The organism is Microbacterium sp. LWH3-1.2 (assembly GCF_040675855.1).
Lineage (GTDB): Bacteria > Actinomycetota > Actinomycetes > Actinomycetales > Microbacteriaceae > Microbacterium.
Genome location: NZ_JBEGIK010000001.1, coordinates 1,540,829 through 1,556,008, shown reverse-complemented (window position 1 = coordinate 1,556,008; position 15,180 = coordinate 1,540,829). Strand labels below are relative to the sequence as shown.

At 69.6% G+C, this 15,180-nt stretch carries 12 protein-coding genes; 2 read left to right on the top strand and 10 right to left on the bottom strand.

Going from position 1 to position 15,180, the window contains the following annotated elements:
• Positions 1-18 precede the first annotated feature (18 nt).
• The 8 genes from MRBLWH3_RS07185 to MRBLWH3_RS07150 form a co-directional block, all read right to left on the bottom strand.
• Entirely contained in the window at positions 19-726 is a 708-nt protein-coding gene (locus MRBLWH3_RS07185) for a hypothetical protein (RefSeq protein WP_363430035.1), read from the bottom strand.
• A 281-nt stretch (positions 727-1,007) separates the two neighbouring features.
• The gene (locus MRBLWH3_RS07180) at positions 1,008-3,026 is read right to left on the bottom strand and encodes a glycoside hydrolase family 32 protein (protein WP_363430033.1); all 2,019 of its coding nucleotides are present in this window, start codon (positions 3,024-3,026) and stop codon (positions 1,008-1,010) included.
• 84 nt (positions 3,027-3,110) lie between these two features.
• On the bottom strand, positions 3,111-4,076 hold the full coding sequence (locus MRBLWH3_RS07175) for a glycosyl hydrolase family 32 (RefSeq protein ID WP_363430031.1): 966 nt from the start codon (positions 4,074-4,076) through the stop codon (positions 3,111-3,113).
• An 89-nt stretch (positions 4,077-4,165) separates the two neighbouring features.
• On the bottom strand, positions 4,166-5,122 hold the full coding sequence (locus tag MRBLWH3_RS07170; protein WP_363430029.1) for a carbohydrate kinase family protein: 957 nt from the start codon (positions 5,120-5,122) through the stop codon (positions 4,166-4,168).
• Positions 5,119-6,075 carry a carbohydrate ABC transporter permease gene (locus MRBLWH3_RS07165; RefSeq protein WP_363430027.1) on the bottom strand — a complete coding sequence of 319 codons (957 nt, stop codon included), beginning with the start codon at positions 6,073-6,075 and terminating at the stop codon, positions 5,119-5,121. Before MRBLWH3_RS07165 ends, MRBLWH3_RS07170 begins: the two co-directional genes overlap by 4 nt.
• Position 6,076: 1 nt before the next feature.
• Positions 6,077-7,018 (bottom strand): carbohydrate ABC transporter permease, encoded by a 942-nt coding sequence (locus MRBLWH3_RS07160; protein ID WP_363430025.1) that lies wholly within the window; start codon positions 7,016-7,018, stop codon positions 6,077-6,079.
• A gap of 58 nt (positions 7,019-7,076) precedes the next feature.
• On the bottom strand, positions 7,077-8,366 hold the full coding sequence (locus MRBLWH3_RS07155; protein ID WP_363430023.1) for a sugar ABC transporter substrate-binding protein: 1,290 nt from the start codon (positions 8,364-8,366) through the stop codon (positions 7,077-7,079).
• Between the two features lie 41 nt (positions 8,367-8,407).
• On the bottom strand, positions 8,408-9,496 hold the full coding sequence (locus tag MRBLWH3_RS07150; protein WP_363430021.1) for a LacI family DNA-binding transcriptional regulator: 1,089 nt from the start codon (positions 9,494-9,496) through the stop codon (positions 8,408-8,410).
• Between the two features lie 194 nt (positions 9,497-9,690).
• On the opposite strand from MRBLWH3_RS07150, the gene MRBLWH3_RS07145 reads away from it, so the two are divergent.
• Together MRBLWH3_RS07145 and MRBLWH3_RS07140 are read left to right on the top strand one after the other, a co-directional pair.
• Positions 9,691-11,304: a glycoside hydrolase family 68 protein gene (locus MRBLWH3_RS07145; protein WP_363430019.1), complete on the top strand. Its 1,614-nt coding sequence runs from the start codon at positions 9,691-9,693 to the stop codon at positions 11,302-11,304.
• Positions 11,305-11,396: 92 nt separating this feature from the next.
• Complete coding sequence (locus MRBLWH3_RS07140) at positions 11,397-13,037, top strand: glycoside hydrolase family 32 protein (protein WP_363430017.1); 1,641 nt, start codon at positions 11,397-11,399, stop codon at positions 13,035-13,037.
• 3 nt (positions 13,038-13,040) lie between these two features.
• Here the strand turns inward: MRBLWH3_RS07140 and MRBLWH3_RS07135 are convergent, their stop codons facing one another.
• Positions 13,041-14,081, bottom strand: coding sequence for a LacI family DNA-binding transcriptional regulator (locus tag MRBLWH3_RS07135; protein WP_363430015.1), 1,041 nt, complete (start codon positions 14,079-14,081; stop codon positions 13,041-13,043).
• 216 nt (positions 14,082-14,297) lie between these two features.
• Complete coding sequence (locus MRBLWH3_RS07130) at positions 14,298-15,134, bottom strand: universal stress protein (protein ID WP_363430013.1); 837 nt, start codon at positions 15,132-15,134, stop codon at positions 14,298-14,300.
• Positions 15,135-15,180: the final 46 nt, after the last annotated feature.

Sequence of the window (15,180 nt, the reverse complement as noted above, 5' to 3'; positions counted from 1 at the left end):
GCGTCGGGCGGGTGCGCGCTACGCCTCGACCTCCTCGGTGTACGCGGTGTAGATGCCGTAGACGGCGATCCCGGCGAGATGCCACTCGCGAGGACCCTCGGGACCGAGGGCGGCGACCCGAGGCGCGTCGACCATCGCCGGGTTGATGCGGCGGTGGTCGCTCATGCCGTCGACCATCGCCATGATGGCGACGGCCAGATCGCGTTCGTCCACCCCCGCACGCATGCGGAGCGCGAAGGCCGCATTGAGCGCCCGGTAGGTCTCGGCCATCCGGGTCAGGTACCGGTCCTCGATCTCCGACAGCAGCGCGCGAACCTCTTCACCGCCGGGAACGGCGTCGCCGCTGGAGAGCGCAGCCGACATCGCCCGGTATGCGCGGAACGCCACGATGTGCTCCACCGCGGTCATGTTGTGCGACACGGTGACCCGCAACGCCTCGCGGAGCGCCATCTGCCGGCCCTCGGGCGTGCTCATCGCCGCCGCCTCCCCGTTCACCGCCTGCTCGAGGTGCTGCAGCGTCTCACCGTCGAAGCCGGTGTCGAAGCCCGGGTCGGCTTCGAACAAGGCGCGCACGAGGTCCGCGACGAAGGCCATGCGGTCGGGCCAGATGCGGAAGACGGTCGAACGCGGCACTCCCGCGGTGCGGATCAGATCCTCGAGCTCGATGTTGGCGTAGTCGAGCAGCAGGCCCTCATCTTTGACGCGGTCCACGGCGACCGCGAGCATCAGTGCGCGCGTTTCGCCCGCGGGCCTCCGCGACCGGGATTCGGGTTGCTCCACCCCTTGATTATCGCCCTCAGCGCGCTGTCCGGAAGGCCTCCTCGCCCCGGCAGAAACTCGCGGTGCCGGGTCCCCACAACCCGGCACCGACTAGATCGAACACGACGACATGGGGCCGCCTGCAAGATCGTTGTGCACGAGCCCCCCGACTCGTTCACATTCTCCACACTAGAGACTGGAAGTCTCATATCTCAAGTCCATTGCCCAAAGACCGTCATGCGTTCACGTCAGTCCGACAGGATGACCTGGTCGACCATCAGGTGCCCCCACTGTCCGGTCGCGTCGTCCAGGATCTGGAACTGTGCCGTCCGTCCCGCCAGGTCGCGCAGATCCCACTCCACGTGCCGCAGATCCGCCGAATCGGCCCCGGTCGCGGTGCGCACCGGCTGCCCGTCCACGAGCAGCTGCGCCGAGGTAGCGGGTTCCACGCCCAGCGGGTGATCTCCGCCGCCGACCAGGAAGTGGAGGAAGTTCCTGTCGATCGTGAACGCCGGCGAGGTGATGGTGCCGGTGGCCGGGTCTCCCCCACCCACGAACGTGTCGGCGAGGCGCGCGCCCACCTGCCCGGGGGCGTCGGCCGCGGTCGGTCCCGTGCCGATGAAGCTGTTCGTCGCCGTCCAGCCCTGCGCCCACGAGTCGCCCTCGAAATCCGCGATCACTCGCGCGGGCCGCTGCACGACGCTGCCGAACTCGGTGATCGTCAGATCGTGGAACACGGCCGGGCCACCCGAGGAGTAGAGCGCGATGCCGTCGTCACCGGGCGGCGCGAAGACCTGGCTCGAGTGGACGTATCTCCCGTCGTCGACGAAGACCTCGACCGTGGTGCGGTCGACGAGGATGCGCAGGTGCACCGTGTCGGCGTCGCCATCGAAGGGCGTACGGCTCTCGGTCTTCCAGGTGCCGGCCGGGTAGCCGGTCTGACCGCGGTTCAGGTAGGCGTACGTGCCGGTCACGCCGACATCGGCGTGACGTGTCCCGTCGGCGGAGCGCCGCAGCTGCAGGCCGATGTTGGTCGCGCTCTCCCATGTCACGTCCGCCTCGACCTGGTACGCGTCGCCCTCGTAGGCGAGCGGCAGGAACCCGTCCACGGCCACGTCGCCGAGTTCTGTTCGCGCCGTCGCGATCCCGGCGAGGGCCGTCACCGGCTGCGACACCAGGCCGAACGCCGCGCCGTACCTCTTGAGACGGATCTCACGGGTGATCGAGTCGGTGCCGTTGAAGCCGTCGGCCGTCCATGTCGGGGTCGAGTGCGCATAGTCCCAGTTGTTCATCCAGCCCACCGCGTAGCGGCGGTCCAGCGGCGCGGCGGGATCCTCCCACGTCACCGCGCCGTACCAGTCGAACCCGTGGTCGAGCCACTGCGGGGCGCTCTGGTCGAACGTGAACGACGTGCCGTCGAACGCTCCGGTCCAGTACGCGAAGGTCGCGGGCTCCGCGGTGGCGTACCCGTTCGCGCTGACGCCGAACACCCACTTCATCGTGCCGTCGTCGGCGCGGATCCGGAACAGGTCTGGGCACTCGATCGTGCCGATGCCCGGGTTCACATACTCCCACGTGCGAGCCCACGTCTTCAGGTCGGGTGACGTGTAGAAGCTCACCCGGTCGCGCTCGGCGATCAGCGCGACCCAGCGACCGCGCTCGGCATCCCACACGATCTTCGGGTCGCGGAAGTCTGCGCGCCCGCCGTTCGCGATGACCGGCTCGTCGCCGTACGGACGGAAGTTGCGGCCGCCGTCCGTCGAGTACCAGAGGAACTGCGCCTGCGGACCGGAGGCGTTCGCCTGCTGAGCGAGAGTCGGGTGATCCATCTGCGTGACCAGCATCACGACCGCTCCGGCGCCGAAGCCGGCGGTGTTCTGCACGTCGACCACGGTCGACCCCGACCAGAGGTCGTAGTTCGCGTTGGTCTTCTTGGGCGCGGCGACGCCCTGGTCGGCGAACACGACGCCGTCATAAGAGGTCGCCAGCCGCCATTCCGTCCCGAAATTCGCCGTGGGATCCGCGTTGTAGTCGCTGTTGTAGAGGTAGTAGTAGTGGAACTCGCCGTCGACGAACACCGGCCGCTGCGGGTCGTTCTTCCAGTGGTCGGGCACGGTGAAGTGGTACTGCGCGCGGTAGTCGTCTTCGGGCTCCGCGGCGACGGCGTCATCGCCCACGCCGGCGGCGACACCTCCACCGATCCCCACCGCGATCACGGCCAGCGCGGCCGCCGTCAGGCGCACCGAGCGCCTCTTCGAAACTGACATCATCGTCATCCTTGTCTCGCGCGGACCTGGCACTCCGGAGCGGGAGAGGGCCGGGGCTCGTCCGCGAAGCCCCGGCCGCGGGTGTCAGACGGAGGCGCTCACCGCTTCGCGGCGGACGAGGCGGTCGCCGTCCCAGCCCACCGGCATGGGATCGGTGACGCCGCCCACGAACCGCCCGTCCTCGCCGATGTTGCGGAAGGCGAACAGCAGCCACTCACCGTCGGACCGGCGCTGCAGCAGCCGCCCGACGTACAGCCGCTCGTCGGTCAGCGGGTATGCGGCATCGATGTCGAACGGTCCGAGGAGGCTCTCCGCCGGAATCACCCACGTGCCGGCAGCCGCGGCACGACGGGACTCGGTGCTCTGCTCCTTCAGGCAGGAGAAGATCACCACCGGGCGCCCGTCGACGATCTCGGCCTGCAGGACCTCGAGCTGGCCGAACCCGTCGACGCTGGGCGCGCTGAGCGGTGGGCGCAGCTCCCACGTGCGCAGGTCCGCCGACCAGGCGTGCCCGATGACGCCTCGCCCGTCGACCGGCCCCTCCGGCGCACGGGCGGTGATGAGCATGTGCCAGCCGTTCCCGTCCGGGTCGGCGAACACCCACGGGTCGCGGAACGCCTCGTCGTGCCATGCGCCGCTCGAGAGCTTCTCGTACCAGGGGCTCCTCGCTTCGAGCACCGGCCCGTCCGCTTTCGTCCACGTGAAGAGGTCGGACGACGTGGCGTAGCCGATCCGCTGGACGTTCTGAGCGCCGGGCGCGAGCGTCGAGCCCGTGTAGAACATGAACCACGTCCCATCCGGGTGCCGCACCACCGACCCGGTCCACGTGGCGAGCTCGTCGAAGGCGGGGGCGTCGCTGCGCACCAGCGCATCGGCGACCTGCGTCCACTCGACGAGATCCGTCGAGACCGCGTGCCCCACGGAGGCGCGGTAGTGGCGGGCCTCGGGGTCGTGCAGCGCACGCGAGGCGTAGAGGAAGAAGAGGTGATAGCGCTCGCCGTCGTCGGCGAACCAGTAGTCCCATACCCAGGAATCGGGGAGGTCGAACACGAGAGTTCCTTCGAGAGTCGTGCGCGGTGGATCGCGCGATGGTGGGCCCTCCGCCACGGGCGGGCGGGAGTGCGATGGGAGATGCGGCGCTACCCCGTCGCGGCGGGCAAGGGCGGCGCGGCGAGCTCGGCGCGACGTGGCGGATCGGCGCCCGGACGCGACACCGTGATCGCCGCCGCCTGCGCCGATCGGTGCAGGAGCGTTTCGATGTCGGAGGAACGGATGCCGCGCCCCTCGGTCCGCAGCCACATCTGGAGCTCGTCGCTGCCGGCGATGCTGTCGATGAGCACGCCCATGAACGTGTCGCCGGCCCCGACCGTGTCGACGACCTCGCTCACGACGGCCGGCACGGCGACCTCGCCGTCGGCGGTCACACCGATCGCCCCGTCCGCTCCGAGGGTGACGACCACGAGTCGCGGGCCGCGCCTCACCCAGTCACGGGCGACCTCTACGAGATCCCGCCCCGGATGGAGCCACCTGAGGTCTTCGTCACTCGCCTTCACGACGTCGGCGAGCTCGACGAGTGCGGCGACGCGCTTCCGGACGCGGTCGGGGTCGTCGACGAGCGACGGCCGGATGTTCGGGTCGAAGGTCACGATCGCCCGCCCGCGCACCGATCGCACGAGGGCGGCGACGTGGCCCGCGCCGGGCTCGAGCACGGCGGCCACGGAGCCGACGTGCACGACGTCGGCGGCGCCCGCGAGTTCCCCGAGGCGGGCGGCGTCCGCTCCGAGGTCCCACTCGAGATCGAAGTCGTACGTGGCAGCACCGCTCGCATCCAGGTGGGCGGCGGCCGTCGACGTGCGCGGCGACGCGACGGCCACCACCTCGACCTGGGACTCCTCGAGCCACCGCCGCACACGGCCGCCCCGGTCGTCGCCCGCCAGGCGGGTGATCAGCGTCGGGCGCCGTCCCAGCCTCCCCAGCGTCAGCGCGGTGTTCGCGGGGCTGCCGCCGGGCGCTTCCTCGACGCTGCCGTCCGCACGGTGCACGATGTCGACCAGGGCTTCCCCGACGACCACGAGGCGCAGCATCCGTTCGCTCATCCCTTCACCCCGCTCGCCGCGATGCTGCTGACGAACGCCCGCTGGAAGACCAGGAAGACGATGAGCACCGGGATCGTGATGAGCGAGGTATAGGCCATCACCTCGCCCCACGCCGTGTTCAGCTGGAAGAAGTACTGCACGCCGACCATGACCGGCCGCAGCTCCTCCTTCTGCACGACCATGAGCGGCCAGAGGTACTGGTTCCACGCGGGCAGGAAGGTCAGGATCGCGACGGTCGCGAATGCCGGGCCCGACAGGGGCACGAGGATGCGGCGGTAGATCGTGAACCAGCTCGCACCGTCGATGCGCGCTGCCTCGTCGAGCGACTTGGGGATCGTCGAGAAGTACTGCGTGAACAGGAAGATCGAGAACGCATTCGCGATGAACGGCACGATCTGCACCTGGTAGGTGTTGAGCCAGCCGAAGTCGTACTTCAGCACGCCGCCCTCCATCACCAGCGTCGGCAGCTGCGCGACCCAGTAGACCATGGGCACCGCGATCGTCTCGAAGGGCACGATCAGGGTGGCGATGATGACCGCGAGGACGACGATCCGGCCCTTCCACGCGAGGCGGGAGAGGGCGAAGCCGGCCATCGAGTTCACGATCAGCCCGAGCCCCACGGTGAGCACCGTCACGAGCACGGAGTTGAACATGAACTGCGCGACCGGCACCCGGTCGAAGACCCCGAAGTAGTTGTCGAGGCTGATGTCGCCGACCGGGAGGAATGCCGCGACGGAGTCGATGTCCTGCAGGATCTGGCTGTCGGGCTTGAGGCTCGACACGAACATGAAGACCAGCGGGAACAGGAAGATGATCCCGAACAGCGACAGGGCGATGTAGAGGAACACCTTTCCCCATCGTCGCTGGGCCTTCGCACTCCGCTCCGGAGCAATCGACCGCGCGGTGCGGCGCGATTCTGCGGGTGCCGTGGTGAGGGTTCTGGTGGCGGTCACGTCAGTCCTTCTCTCGCGTGAGCCGGCGCTGGATGAGCGCGATGACGAGGACCGCGATGAAGAAGATGAGAGAGATCGCCGCGGCGTAACCGATCTCCTGCTGGGCATACCCCTTGCGCACGGCGTGGAAGACGATGGTCGAGGTCGAGTTCACCGGTCCGCCCTGCGTCATGACGCTGATCTGCACGAACAGACCGAGCGCGGCGATGGTGATGGTGACCAGAACGAAGACCATGGTGGGCCGAAGGCCCGGCCAGGTCACGCTCGTGAACTGGCGCCAGGGGCTCGCGCCGTCCATCTTGGCGGCCTCGTAGAGCTCCTCGGGGATCGTCTGCAGCCCCGCGAGCCAGATGATCATGTGGAATCCGACGGCCTGCCAGATCGACATCACGATGATCGCACCGAGCGCTGTGTTCGGATCGTTGAGCCAGTCGGCCCCCTGCCAGGCCCCGAAGGTGATCGCGTCGATCATCGAGTTGATCAGGCCGTCATTCTGATACATGAACTTCCACAGGATCGAGACGACGACGATCGAGGTCACGACGGGGATGAAGAAGATCACGCGGAAGGCCGTGATGCCGCGCATGCGGCGGTTGACGAGCACGGCCAGAAGCAGGCCCAGACCGGCCTGAACCGGCACGACCACGAGAGCGAAGACCGCGGTGTTGCCGACGGACTGCAGGAAGACCGGGTCGGCCGTGAAGGCGCGGAGGAAGTTGTCCATCCCCACGAAGCGCGGGGGGTTGGGCGAGATGAGCCGCGCGTTCGTGAACGACAGCGCGAACGCGAGGATCACCGGGATGATCAGGAACAGCACGAGGAGGATCCCCGCAGGGGCGATCATCCCCAGGCCGGCCCACGTCTCGCGGCCCTTGGTGGAGCGGAAGCGACGGTAGGCGCGCCGAGGTTCTTCGGCGGCGACCGTCGGAGGAGTGACAGTCATGACAGGTCTCTCGGAGAGTGCGCCGGCGGGGACCCGTGGCCCCCGCCGGCGCGGTGGATCACTGGAAGCCGTAGCCGTCGTTCGACTCGATGTTGGCGTCGATCTCCGACACCGCCTGGTCGAGCGTCTGCTGCACGTCGGCACCGTTCATGATGTCCTTGGCCGCCGTCTCGAACGTCGTCGAGATGACCGCGTACGCGGGCGTCTCGGGGCGCAGCACCGCGTACTGCTGCGAGAACTCGACGAACGGACGCAGGGCGCCGTCCTCGCCGAAGTACTTCGACGCCTCGGCCGCGGCCTCCGTGGCGGGGATCACGACCTGCTTGTCGGCGAACTCGGTGAGGTACTTGTCCTGGAAGCTGAACTCGAGGTATGCGCGGGCACCGTCCGCGTCGTCGCACGACGAGGAGATCGCCCACTGCCACGAGCCGCCGCCGATCTTCGGGCCGTTGCCCAGGTCCGGCGGGGGCAGGATCAGCAGGTCGTCGCCCACCTCGTCGAGTGCGGTCACGGCGTTCCAGACGCCCGTGTAGCTGAGGGCCACCTCGTCGTCGATGAACTCCTGGTTGCCGATCGTGCCGCTGTTGTTCGCGTATCCGTCGGCGAAGAGACCCTGGAACCACTCACCCCACGCGACCGCGTCGGGGCCGTTGAGCGCGCCATCGGCCGAGAGCATGGTGTCGCGGTCGATCAGGTCGCCGCCGAAGCTCTGCAGGAACGGCGAGTACGCGTAGGGCCACCACTCGCCCTTGTCCTCGGCGCCGATGTCGATCGGGGTGTCGTACCCGGCGGACTTCAGCGTGGCCAGAACGTCGGCGAACTCGTCCTCCGTCCACGGCTCCTCGACGGTCGGGATGCGGACGCCGTTCGCCTCGAGCACCGACTTGCGCGCGAAGATGCTGAGCGCGGCATCCCAGTAGCCGGCCGAGTAGATCTCGTCGTCCCACACGCCGACCGCGGTCGGGAGGAGGGAGTCGGTGATGTCGGTCGAGATGCCGAGCGGCTGCAGGTAGCCGGCCCAGGCCCAGTTGGGCATGATCGGGCCGTCGAGGTCGAGAAGGCAGGGCAGATCACCGGATGCTGCGGCCGCGACGATCGCGTCGTTGTAGGCGCCCTGCGGGAACGACTCGTGCACGACCTCGTAGTCGTCCTGCGACGCGTTGAAGTCGGAGATGATCTGCTCGTAGACCTCGAGCTCAGCGGGGTTGCCCGCGGAGTGGGTCCACATCGTCAACGGGGTGCGGCCGTCCGCTGTGGTGGTGTCTCCTTGGCCGGCCTGCCCGCAGCCGGTCAGGGCGATCGCCGTGACCAGGCCCGCGGACACGAGGATCGGGGTCCTTGTGCGCATTGTTGTGGTTTCCTTTTCTTGGTGACTCACGCCCGCGTGGGTCACTGATCGGTGGCCGCCTGCGGCGGCCGCTCGGTGTGTGAAGCCCGTCGCCGGTTCGGTTTGGCGACTTGCGCCGGCGGCGGGCCTACGGAGTCTCGTCGGATGACGGGACACTCCATCAGGTGCGTGGCGTCCTCATCCCCTTCCGCGCGGACGCCGAGCGCGACCTCCATCGCCCAGCGGCCCATGGCGTAATGGGGCAGAGCGACGGTGGTGAGTGGGGGATCCTGTTCCGCCGCGATCAGCTGCTGGTCATCGAAGCCGACGACGGAGAGATCGCGGGGGATGTCGAGCCCGCGGCGGTGCGCGGCGATGTACACGCCGGCCGCCATGCGGTCGTTGAAGCAGAAGATGCCGGTCGGCCGCTGCTCTTCGGGCAGGTCGAGCAGGAGCTCGGCTGCCGCGCGCCCGCCGTGGGCCGAGGTCTCGGCGGTGACGTGCAGCGCCGGGTCGGCGGCGATGCCGGCCTCGGCGAGCGCCTCGAGGTACCCCTCGTGGCGCAGTCGCGAGGCGATGGGCAGCGGGTCGTCGGTGTCGAGGTAGGCGATGCGCCGGTGCCCGGCGGCGACGAGCTCGCGCACCGCCGCAGCTCCCCCCGCACGGTCGTCGGGGACGACGCTGCGGTAGCCGCCGTCCGCGGGCCGGCAGTCCAGCAGCACGGTCTTCGGAAGGACGCCCTGCGGGACGTCGACGACCCGGTGCCACATGCACGCGTAGATCATCGCGTCGACCTGCTGCGCGGTGAGCGCGTCGATCGCCGCGCGCTCGATCTCGACATCTCCGCTGGTGTCGAGGAGGTAGACGAGGTGCCCGCTGTCGCGGGCCGCATCCTGTGCGCCGGCGAGCATGCGCCCCGCGAACGGGGTGGTCGCGATCTGGTCGGAGATGAGTCCGACGGTGCGGGTCTGCTGCGTGCGCAGTCCGCGGGCGACCGAGCTCGGCGCGTATCCGATCGCGCGCGCGGCTTCGCGGACGCGCGTCCTCGTCTCCTCCGAGATGCGCGACTCCACATCGTTCATGACGAGCGAGACCGTGGTCACCGAGACGCCGGCAACCGCCGCCACGTCTGAGATCCGGGCCCTCGCCATGTTGTCACTTCCTTGTGATAAATCGATTTATCGAACGGGATCGATTATGAACCGCAAGGCGCCTCCACGTCAAGTACTGCTTCGCACCAGCCGTGTCCCCCGAATGGCCGACATGCGGGATCCCGTACCGCATGCGACTATGGATACAGGACGCAAATCGATTTGCATCCTCTGAGAATCAAGGAGCCACAGAAATGAACACTCCCCCCAAGAAGGTCAGGCGCGTCCTGACCGGCGGCCTCACCGCCGCGGCGGTCGCAGCATCCGTGCTCGTCGGCCTGCCCGCGGCAGCGGTTGCGGCCCCCACCGCGACGGCCGTCCCCGACCTGCAGGACGGTCCCCAGCCGACCGTGCACACCCAGGAGGCGCACGCCCCCGAAGACGACTTCACCGCCAAGTGGACCCGGGCCGACGCCCGGCAGCTCAAGCGGCTGTCGGACCCGACCGCCGGCTCGAAGCAGAACTCGATGCCCGCCGAGCTCACCATGCCCGCGGTTCCGCAGGACTTCCCGGACATGAGCAACGAGCAGGTCTGGGTCTGGGACTCGTGGCCCCTGACCGATGAGGACGCCAACCAGTACAGCGTCAACGGCCAGGAGATCATCTTCTCGCTCGTGGCCGACCGCAACCTCGTGTTCGACGAGCGCCACGTGTTCGCGAAGATCGGCTACTTCTATCGCCCCGCCGGCGTCCCCGCCGACGAGCGTCCGGAGAACGGCGGCTGGACGTATGGCGGCCTCGTCTTCGACGAAGGCGTGACCGGCAAGATCTTCCCCGACCAGTCGTACAGCCACCAGACCCAGTGGTCGGGTTCGGCGCGCATCTCGAAGGGCGGCGAGATCAAGCTGTTCTTCACGGATGTCGCGTTCTACCGCAACGAGGACGGCAGCAACCGCAAGCCCTACGACCCGCGCATCGCGCTGAGCGTCGGCAAGGTGCACGCCAACAAGAACGGCGTGAAGCTCACCGGATTCGACACGGTCACCGATCTGCTGCAGGCCGACGGCACGTACTACCAGACCGGTGCGCAGAACGAGTTCTTCAACTTCCGCGACCCGTTCACGTTCGAGGACCCGGCTCACCCCGGTGAGACCTTCATGGTCTTCGAGGGCAACTCCGCCATGCCGCGCGAGTCCGCCACGTGCGACGAAGAGGACCTCGGCTACCGCGAGGGCGACCCCTTCGCAGAGACGGTCGAGCAGGTGAACGCCTCCGGTGCCACCTACCAGATCGGCAACGTCGGTCTCGCGAAGGCGAAGAACAAGGACCTCACCGAGTGGGAGTTCCTGCCGCCCATCCTGTCGGCGAACTGCGTCACCGACCAGACCGAGCGTCCGCAGATCTACATGAAGGACGGCAAGTACTACCTCTTCACCATCAGCCACCGCGGCACGTTCGCGAACGGCATCGATGGCCCCGAGGGCGTCTACGGGTTCGTCGGCGACGGCATCCGCAGCGACTACCAGCCGATGAACTCCGGCTCCGGCCTGGCACTGGGCAACCCGACGAACCTGAACTTCCTGGGCGGACAGCCGTTCGCACCGGACTTCAACCAGCCGATCGGGCACTTCCAGGCGTACTCGCACTACGTGATGCCCGGCGGACTGGTGCAGTCGTTCATCGACACCATCGGCACCGAGGGGAACTTCCGCCGCGGCGGCACCCTCGCGCCGACCGTCAAGATCGACATCGACGGCGCCTCGTCGGCGGTCGACTACTCGTACGGCAACGGCGGGCTCGGCGGCTACGCCGACATCCCGGCGAACATCAACGTCAACCCGGGCGGCAAGGTCACGCCGCTGCCGTGACCTGACCTGACCTGACGGTCGAGCGGATGCCTCGGCACGGCCCCGTGCCGAGGCATCCGTTCTCCCGTTTCCCGAGGAGAGATGGAGACCGAATGCCCCCGCAGAACACCCGATCCGCGGCGCCCCGGCGCCTGCTCGTCCTGGTGGCGGCCGCGGCCGCCGCGATCCTGCTCGTGGTGGCGATCGCGGTCGCCCTCTCACCGCGGACGGGGACGGATGCTGCACCCTCGCCGTCCGCGACGACCGACGCGTTCGAACGGCCGGCGGACTGGTCGCCGCATCGGCCCGCGGTTCACCTCACGCCCGACGAGAACTGGATGAACGACCCGCAGAAGCCGTTCCTCCTCGACGGCGTGTGGCACTACTACTACCTCTACAACGCCGACTACCCCGACGGGAACGGCACCGCGTGGTACCACGCGACCTCCACCGACCTCGTGCACTGGAGCGACGAGGGCGTCGCGATCGACAAGTACACGAACGGGCTCGGCGACATCTGGACCGGCACCGCCGTCGTCGACGAGAAGGGCACCGCCGGATTCGGCGAGGGCGCCGTGATCGCGCTCGTGACGCAGCAGGTGGACGGCGTCCAGCGCCAGTCCCTGTTCGTCTCGCGCGACGGCGGCTACCACTTCGACTCGTTCGAGGGCAACCCGGTGATGGACAATCCCGGCGTGGCCGACTGGCGCGACCCCCGCGTGTTCTGGGACGAGGCGGCCGGGCACTGGGTGATGGCGCTCGCCGAGCACGACCGGATCGGGTTCTACACGTCGCCGAACCTGCGCGACTGGACCTATGCGTCGGACTTCGCCACCTCGGATCTCGGCGTGCTGGAGTGCCCGGACCTGTTCCCCATGGCGGTCGACGGTGACCCCGACGACGTGCGCTGGGTGCTGGTCGCCGGCGCGAACGGGGCCGCGGAGGGCATGACGACCGGCACCGCGTACTGGGTGGGCGACTGGGACGGCGAGCGCTTCACCGCCGACGGCACCGGCCACCAGTGGATGGATCACGGGCCCGACTACTACGCCGCCGTCACGTGGGACGACCCGCGCCTCGACGAGACAGACCGCCTCGCGTCGCGGTACGGCATCGGCTGGATGAACAACTGGGCCTACGCCGGCGGGCTCCCGGGCGAGGAGTGGCAGGGCGGGTCGGACTCGCTCGTGCGGCAGATCACGCTGCGGGATGACGGCGGACGCGCGACGCTGCACTCGTCGCCGGCGCCCGAGCTGGATGCGCTGGAGGGCACGCCGGAACACCTCGACGACGCGCGGCTGGCCGACGGCGATACCGTCGACGTCACGGTGCCGGAATCGGGCGCGTATCGACTGCGATTGGATGCTGCGGGCAAGGCCGGCGAGCTGCGGGTGAAGGTCCTGACGGGCGACGGCGGCTTCGCGACGGTCGGCTACGACTTCGAGGCGCGCTCCGTGTTCGTCGCACGGGACGCCGACGCCGTCGCCGAGACGATGCCGGAGGCGTACCGCGAGGTGCGCACCGCGGCGGTGGACCCCGTCGATGGCCGCATCGAGCTCGACATCGTCGTGGACGCCGCCTCGATCGAGGTCTTCGCGGGCGGGGGCCGTGCCGCGCTCACGATGGCGACGTTCGGGACGACGGGCGAGCGGGGTCTGCAGCTGGAGGGTGCTCGGGAAGAGGTCGCGGTCGCGGACGCGAGCCTGACGCCGTTGCGGGTTGCGCCGGTCGAGAGGCAGGCACCGCGCGGATAGCGGCTAGCGCGGCGGCGGCACCGCGACGGACTGACGCTCGACGAGCCAGCCCCGGAGCAGGTGCACGCCGTCGCCGAGTGCGGGCGCCGTCCCGTCGATCCGGTCGAGCAGGCGCGTCATCCCCCATCGCCCCATCTCGCCGTGGGGCAGCGCGATCGTGGTCAGCCCCGGGTCGAGGGCATCCGCGACCGGACGAAGATCGTCGATCCCCACGACGGACAGGCCCTGCGGGACGGGGATGCCCCGGCGGGCGGCGGCCTGCATCACGCCCATCGCGATCTGGTCGTTGAAGCAGATCACCGCCGTGGGCGGATCGGGCTGATCGAGGAGCCGCCCGCCGGCCTCGCGCCCTCCGGCCGCATCGGACGAGCAGAAGTCGAGGCGCCCGTCGGTCAGAGCGATGCCCTCGTCGCCGAGGGCGGATCGCACGCCGATCAGACGGCCCCGCGCTGCGCGGGACTCGTCGGTGGTCCCGACGTAGGCGATGTCGCGGTGCCCCTCGCGCGTGAGGCGCTCGCACGCGAGGGCGGCGATCTGCGCCTCGTCAGGCACGACCGCGTCGACCTGCCAGCCGGGTTCCGGCGCGGCGTCGACGAGGACGACGGGCACGTCGCCGGGCATGTCGGGCTGCGCGACGCGCTGGTGGTACATGCGGGCGATCAGCAGGCCGTCGACCCGCTGGGCGAGGAAGCGCGTGACCAGGTCGCGTTCGGCATCGGGGTCGCCTTCGCTCTCGGCGACCATCAGCAGCACGTCGCGCTCGACCCCCGCTCGTCGGGCGCCCTCGATGATGCGGCCGGCGAAGGGGGTCGCCGCGAGGTCGTCGCCGATGAGTCCGATGACGCCGGTGCGGCGGCGCCTGAGGCCGCTGGCCACCCGGTCGGGGACGTAGCCGAGCTCACGCGCGACGGCGAGGATGCGCTCGCGCGTCTCGGCGTTCACCGCCCGCGCGCCGCTCAGCGCGTGCGAGACCGTCGTCGCCGAGACGCCGGCGGCCGCGGCCACGTCGCTGACGCGCGCGCGCCCGCCGGTCCTCCCAGACATGTGCCCAGCCTAAGGCGCCGTCCGGAGGCCGGAGAAGTCACCCCACGTCGCGCTCGCTGCGCCCGTCGCTCACGCGAGACCGCACAACAGCACCGGACCCGACACTCACACGGTGATATCGCGCGTTCTCGCGGGCCCGGCAGGTGCGAAGTCCGAGCCGACGATCGCAACGACCGACGGCGGACGGATGCCGCGTCCGCGCGCGCTGCGCGATCTTCAGCGCACCACGGCGGTCACGGTGGCGAGCCGTGCGAGCACTTCCTGGCTGATCGAGCCGAGCAGGAAGCGCGCCAGCGCTCCGCGGCCGTGCGACCCGACGACGGCGAGCCGCGCCGAAGCCGCGAGCTCGTTGATGATGTGCGACGGATAGCCCCGCTCGACGCGCCGCTCGACCTCGAGGTCGGGGTAGCGCGCGGCGAGTCCCGCGAGCGAGAGCCCGAGCGCCTCGCTGGTCAGCTTCTCCATGTTCTCGAGATACTGCACGGGGTACGCGCCCATGTTGCGCGGCACCTCGAGCGGCGTCCAGACCGCCACGGCGATGAGCGGCTCGCCGAGCCGGTCGGCCTCTGCCGCGGCGAACGCGACGGCCTTCTCCGACACCGGGGATCCGTCGACGCCCACGACGACTCCGGTGCGGCCGGAGACGTCGACGTCGGGCACGACCACCACGGGGCAGTGCGCTCCGGCCGCGATGCGCAATCCGTGCGCGCCACGGCGGTGCGACCCGGTGCCGGTGTGATCGCTGCCGATGACGAGGAGCGAGGCGTGGGCGGAGGCATCCGTCAGCACTGCGACGGGATTACCGCGGTCGACGCGCATGTACACCTTGAGGCCGAGATGAGGCATTGCGGATGCGGTGGCCTCGACCCGCTCCCGGGCCGCCGAGACGGCGGCATCCAGCACCTCGTCCTCACCCACCGCGCCGACGGCTCCGCCGACGACCTCGATGAGCTTCAACGGCAGGCGATGGGCGGACGCGCGCTTCACCGCCCACTCGACGGCGCGCTGCGCGGCAGGGCCGTCTGTGATTCCCACGACGATCGGTTCACCCACGTCGGCTCCTCTCGGATGCCCCCACGTTAGCTCGCCACGACGCCGC

Coding starts and splice junctions, on each gene's coding strand:
- MRBLWH3_RS07185 (WP_363430035.1), bottom strand. CDS start 726: ATGCTCGCGGTCGCCGTGGACCGCGTCAAAGATGAGGGCCTGCTGCTC.
- MRBLWH3_RS07180 (WP_363430033.1), bottom strand. CDS start 3,026: ATGTCAGTTTCGAAGAGGCGCTCGGTGCGCCTGACGGCGGCCGCGCTG.
- MRBLWH3_RS07170 (WP_363430029.1), bottom strand. CDS start 5,122: ATGAGCGAACGGATGCTGCGCCTCGTGGTCGTCGGGGAAGCCCTGGTC.
- MRBLWH3_RS07160 (WP_363430025.1), bottom strand. CDS start 7,018: ATGACTGTCACTCCTCCGACGGTCGCCGCCGAAGAACCTCGGCGCGCC.
- MRBLWH3_RS07155 (WP_363430023.1), bottom strand. CDS start 8,366: ATGCGCACAAGGACCCCGATCCTCGTGTCCGCGGGCCTGGTCACGGCG.
- MRBLWH3_RS07150 (WP_363430021.1), bottom strand. CDS start 9,496: ATGGCGAGGGCCCGGATCTCAGACGTGGCGGCGGTTGCCGGCGTCTCG.
- MRBLWH3_RS07145 (WP_363430019.1), top strand. CDS start 9,691: ATGAACACTCCCCCCAAGAAGGTCAGGCGCGTCCTGACCGGCGGCCTC.
- MRBLWH3_RS07140 (WP_363430017.1), top strand. CDS start 11,397: ATGCCCCCGCAGAACACCCGATCCGCGGCGCCCCGGCGCCTGCTCGTC.
- MRBLWH3_RS07135 (WP_363430015.1), bottom strand. CDS start 14,081: ATGTCTGGGAGGACCGGCGGGCGCGCGCGCGTCAGCGACGTGGCCGCG.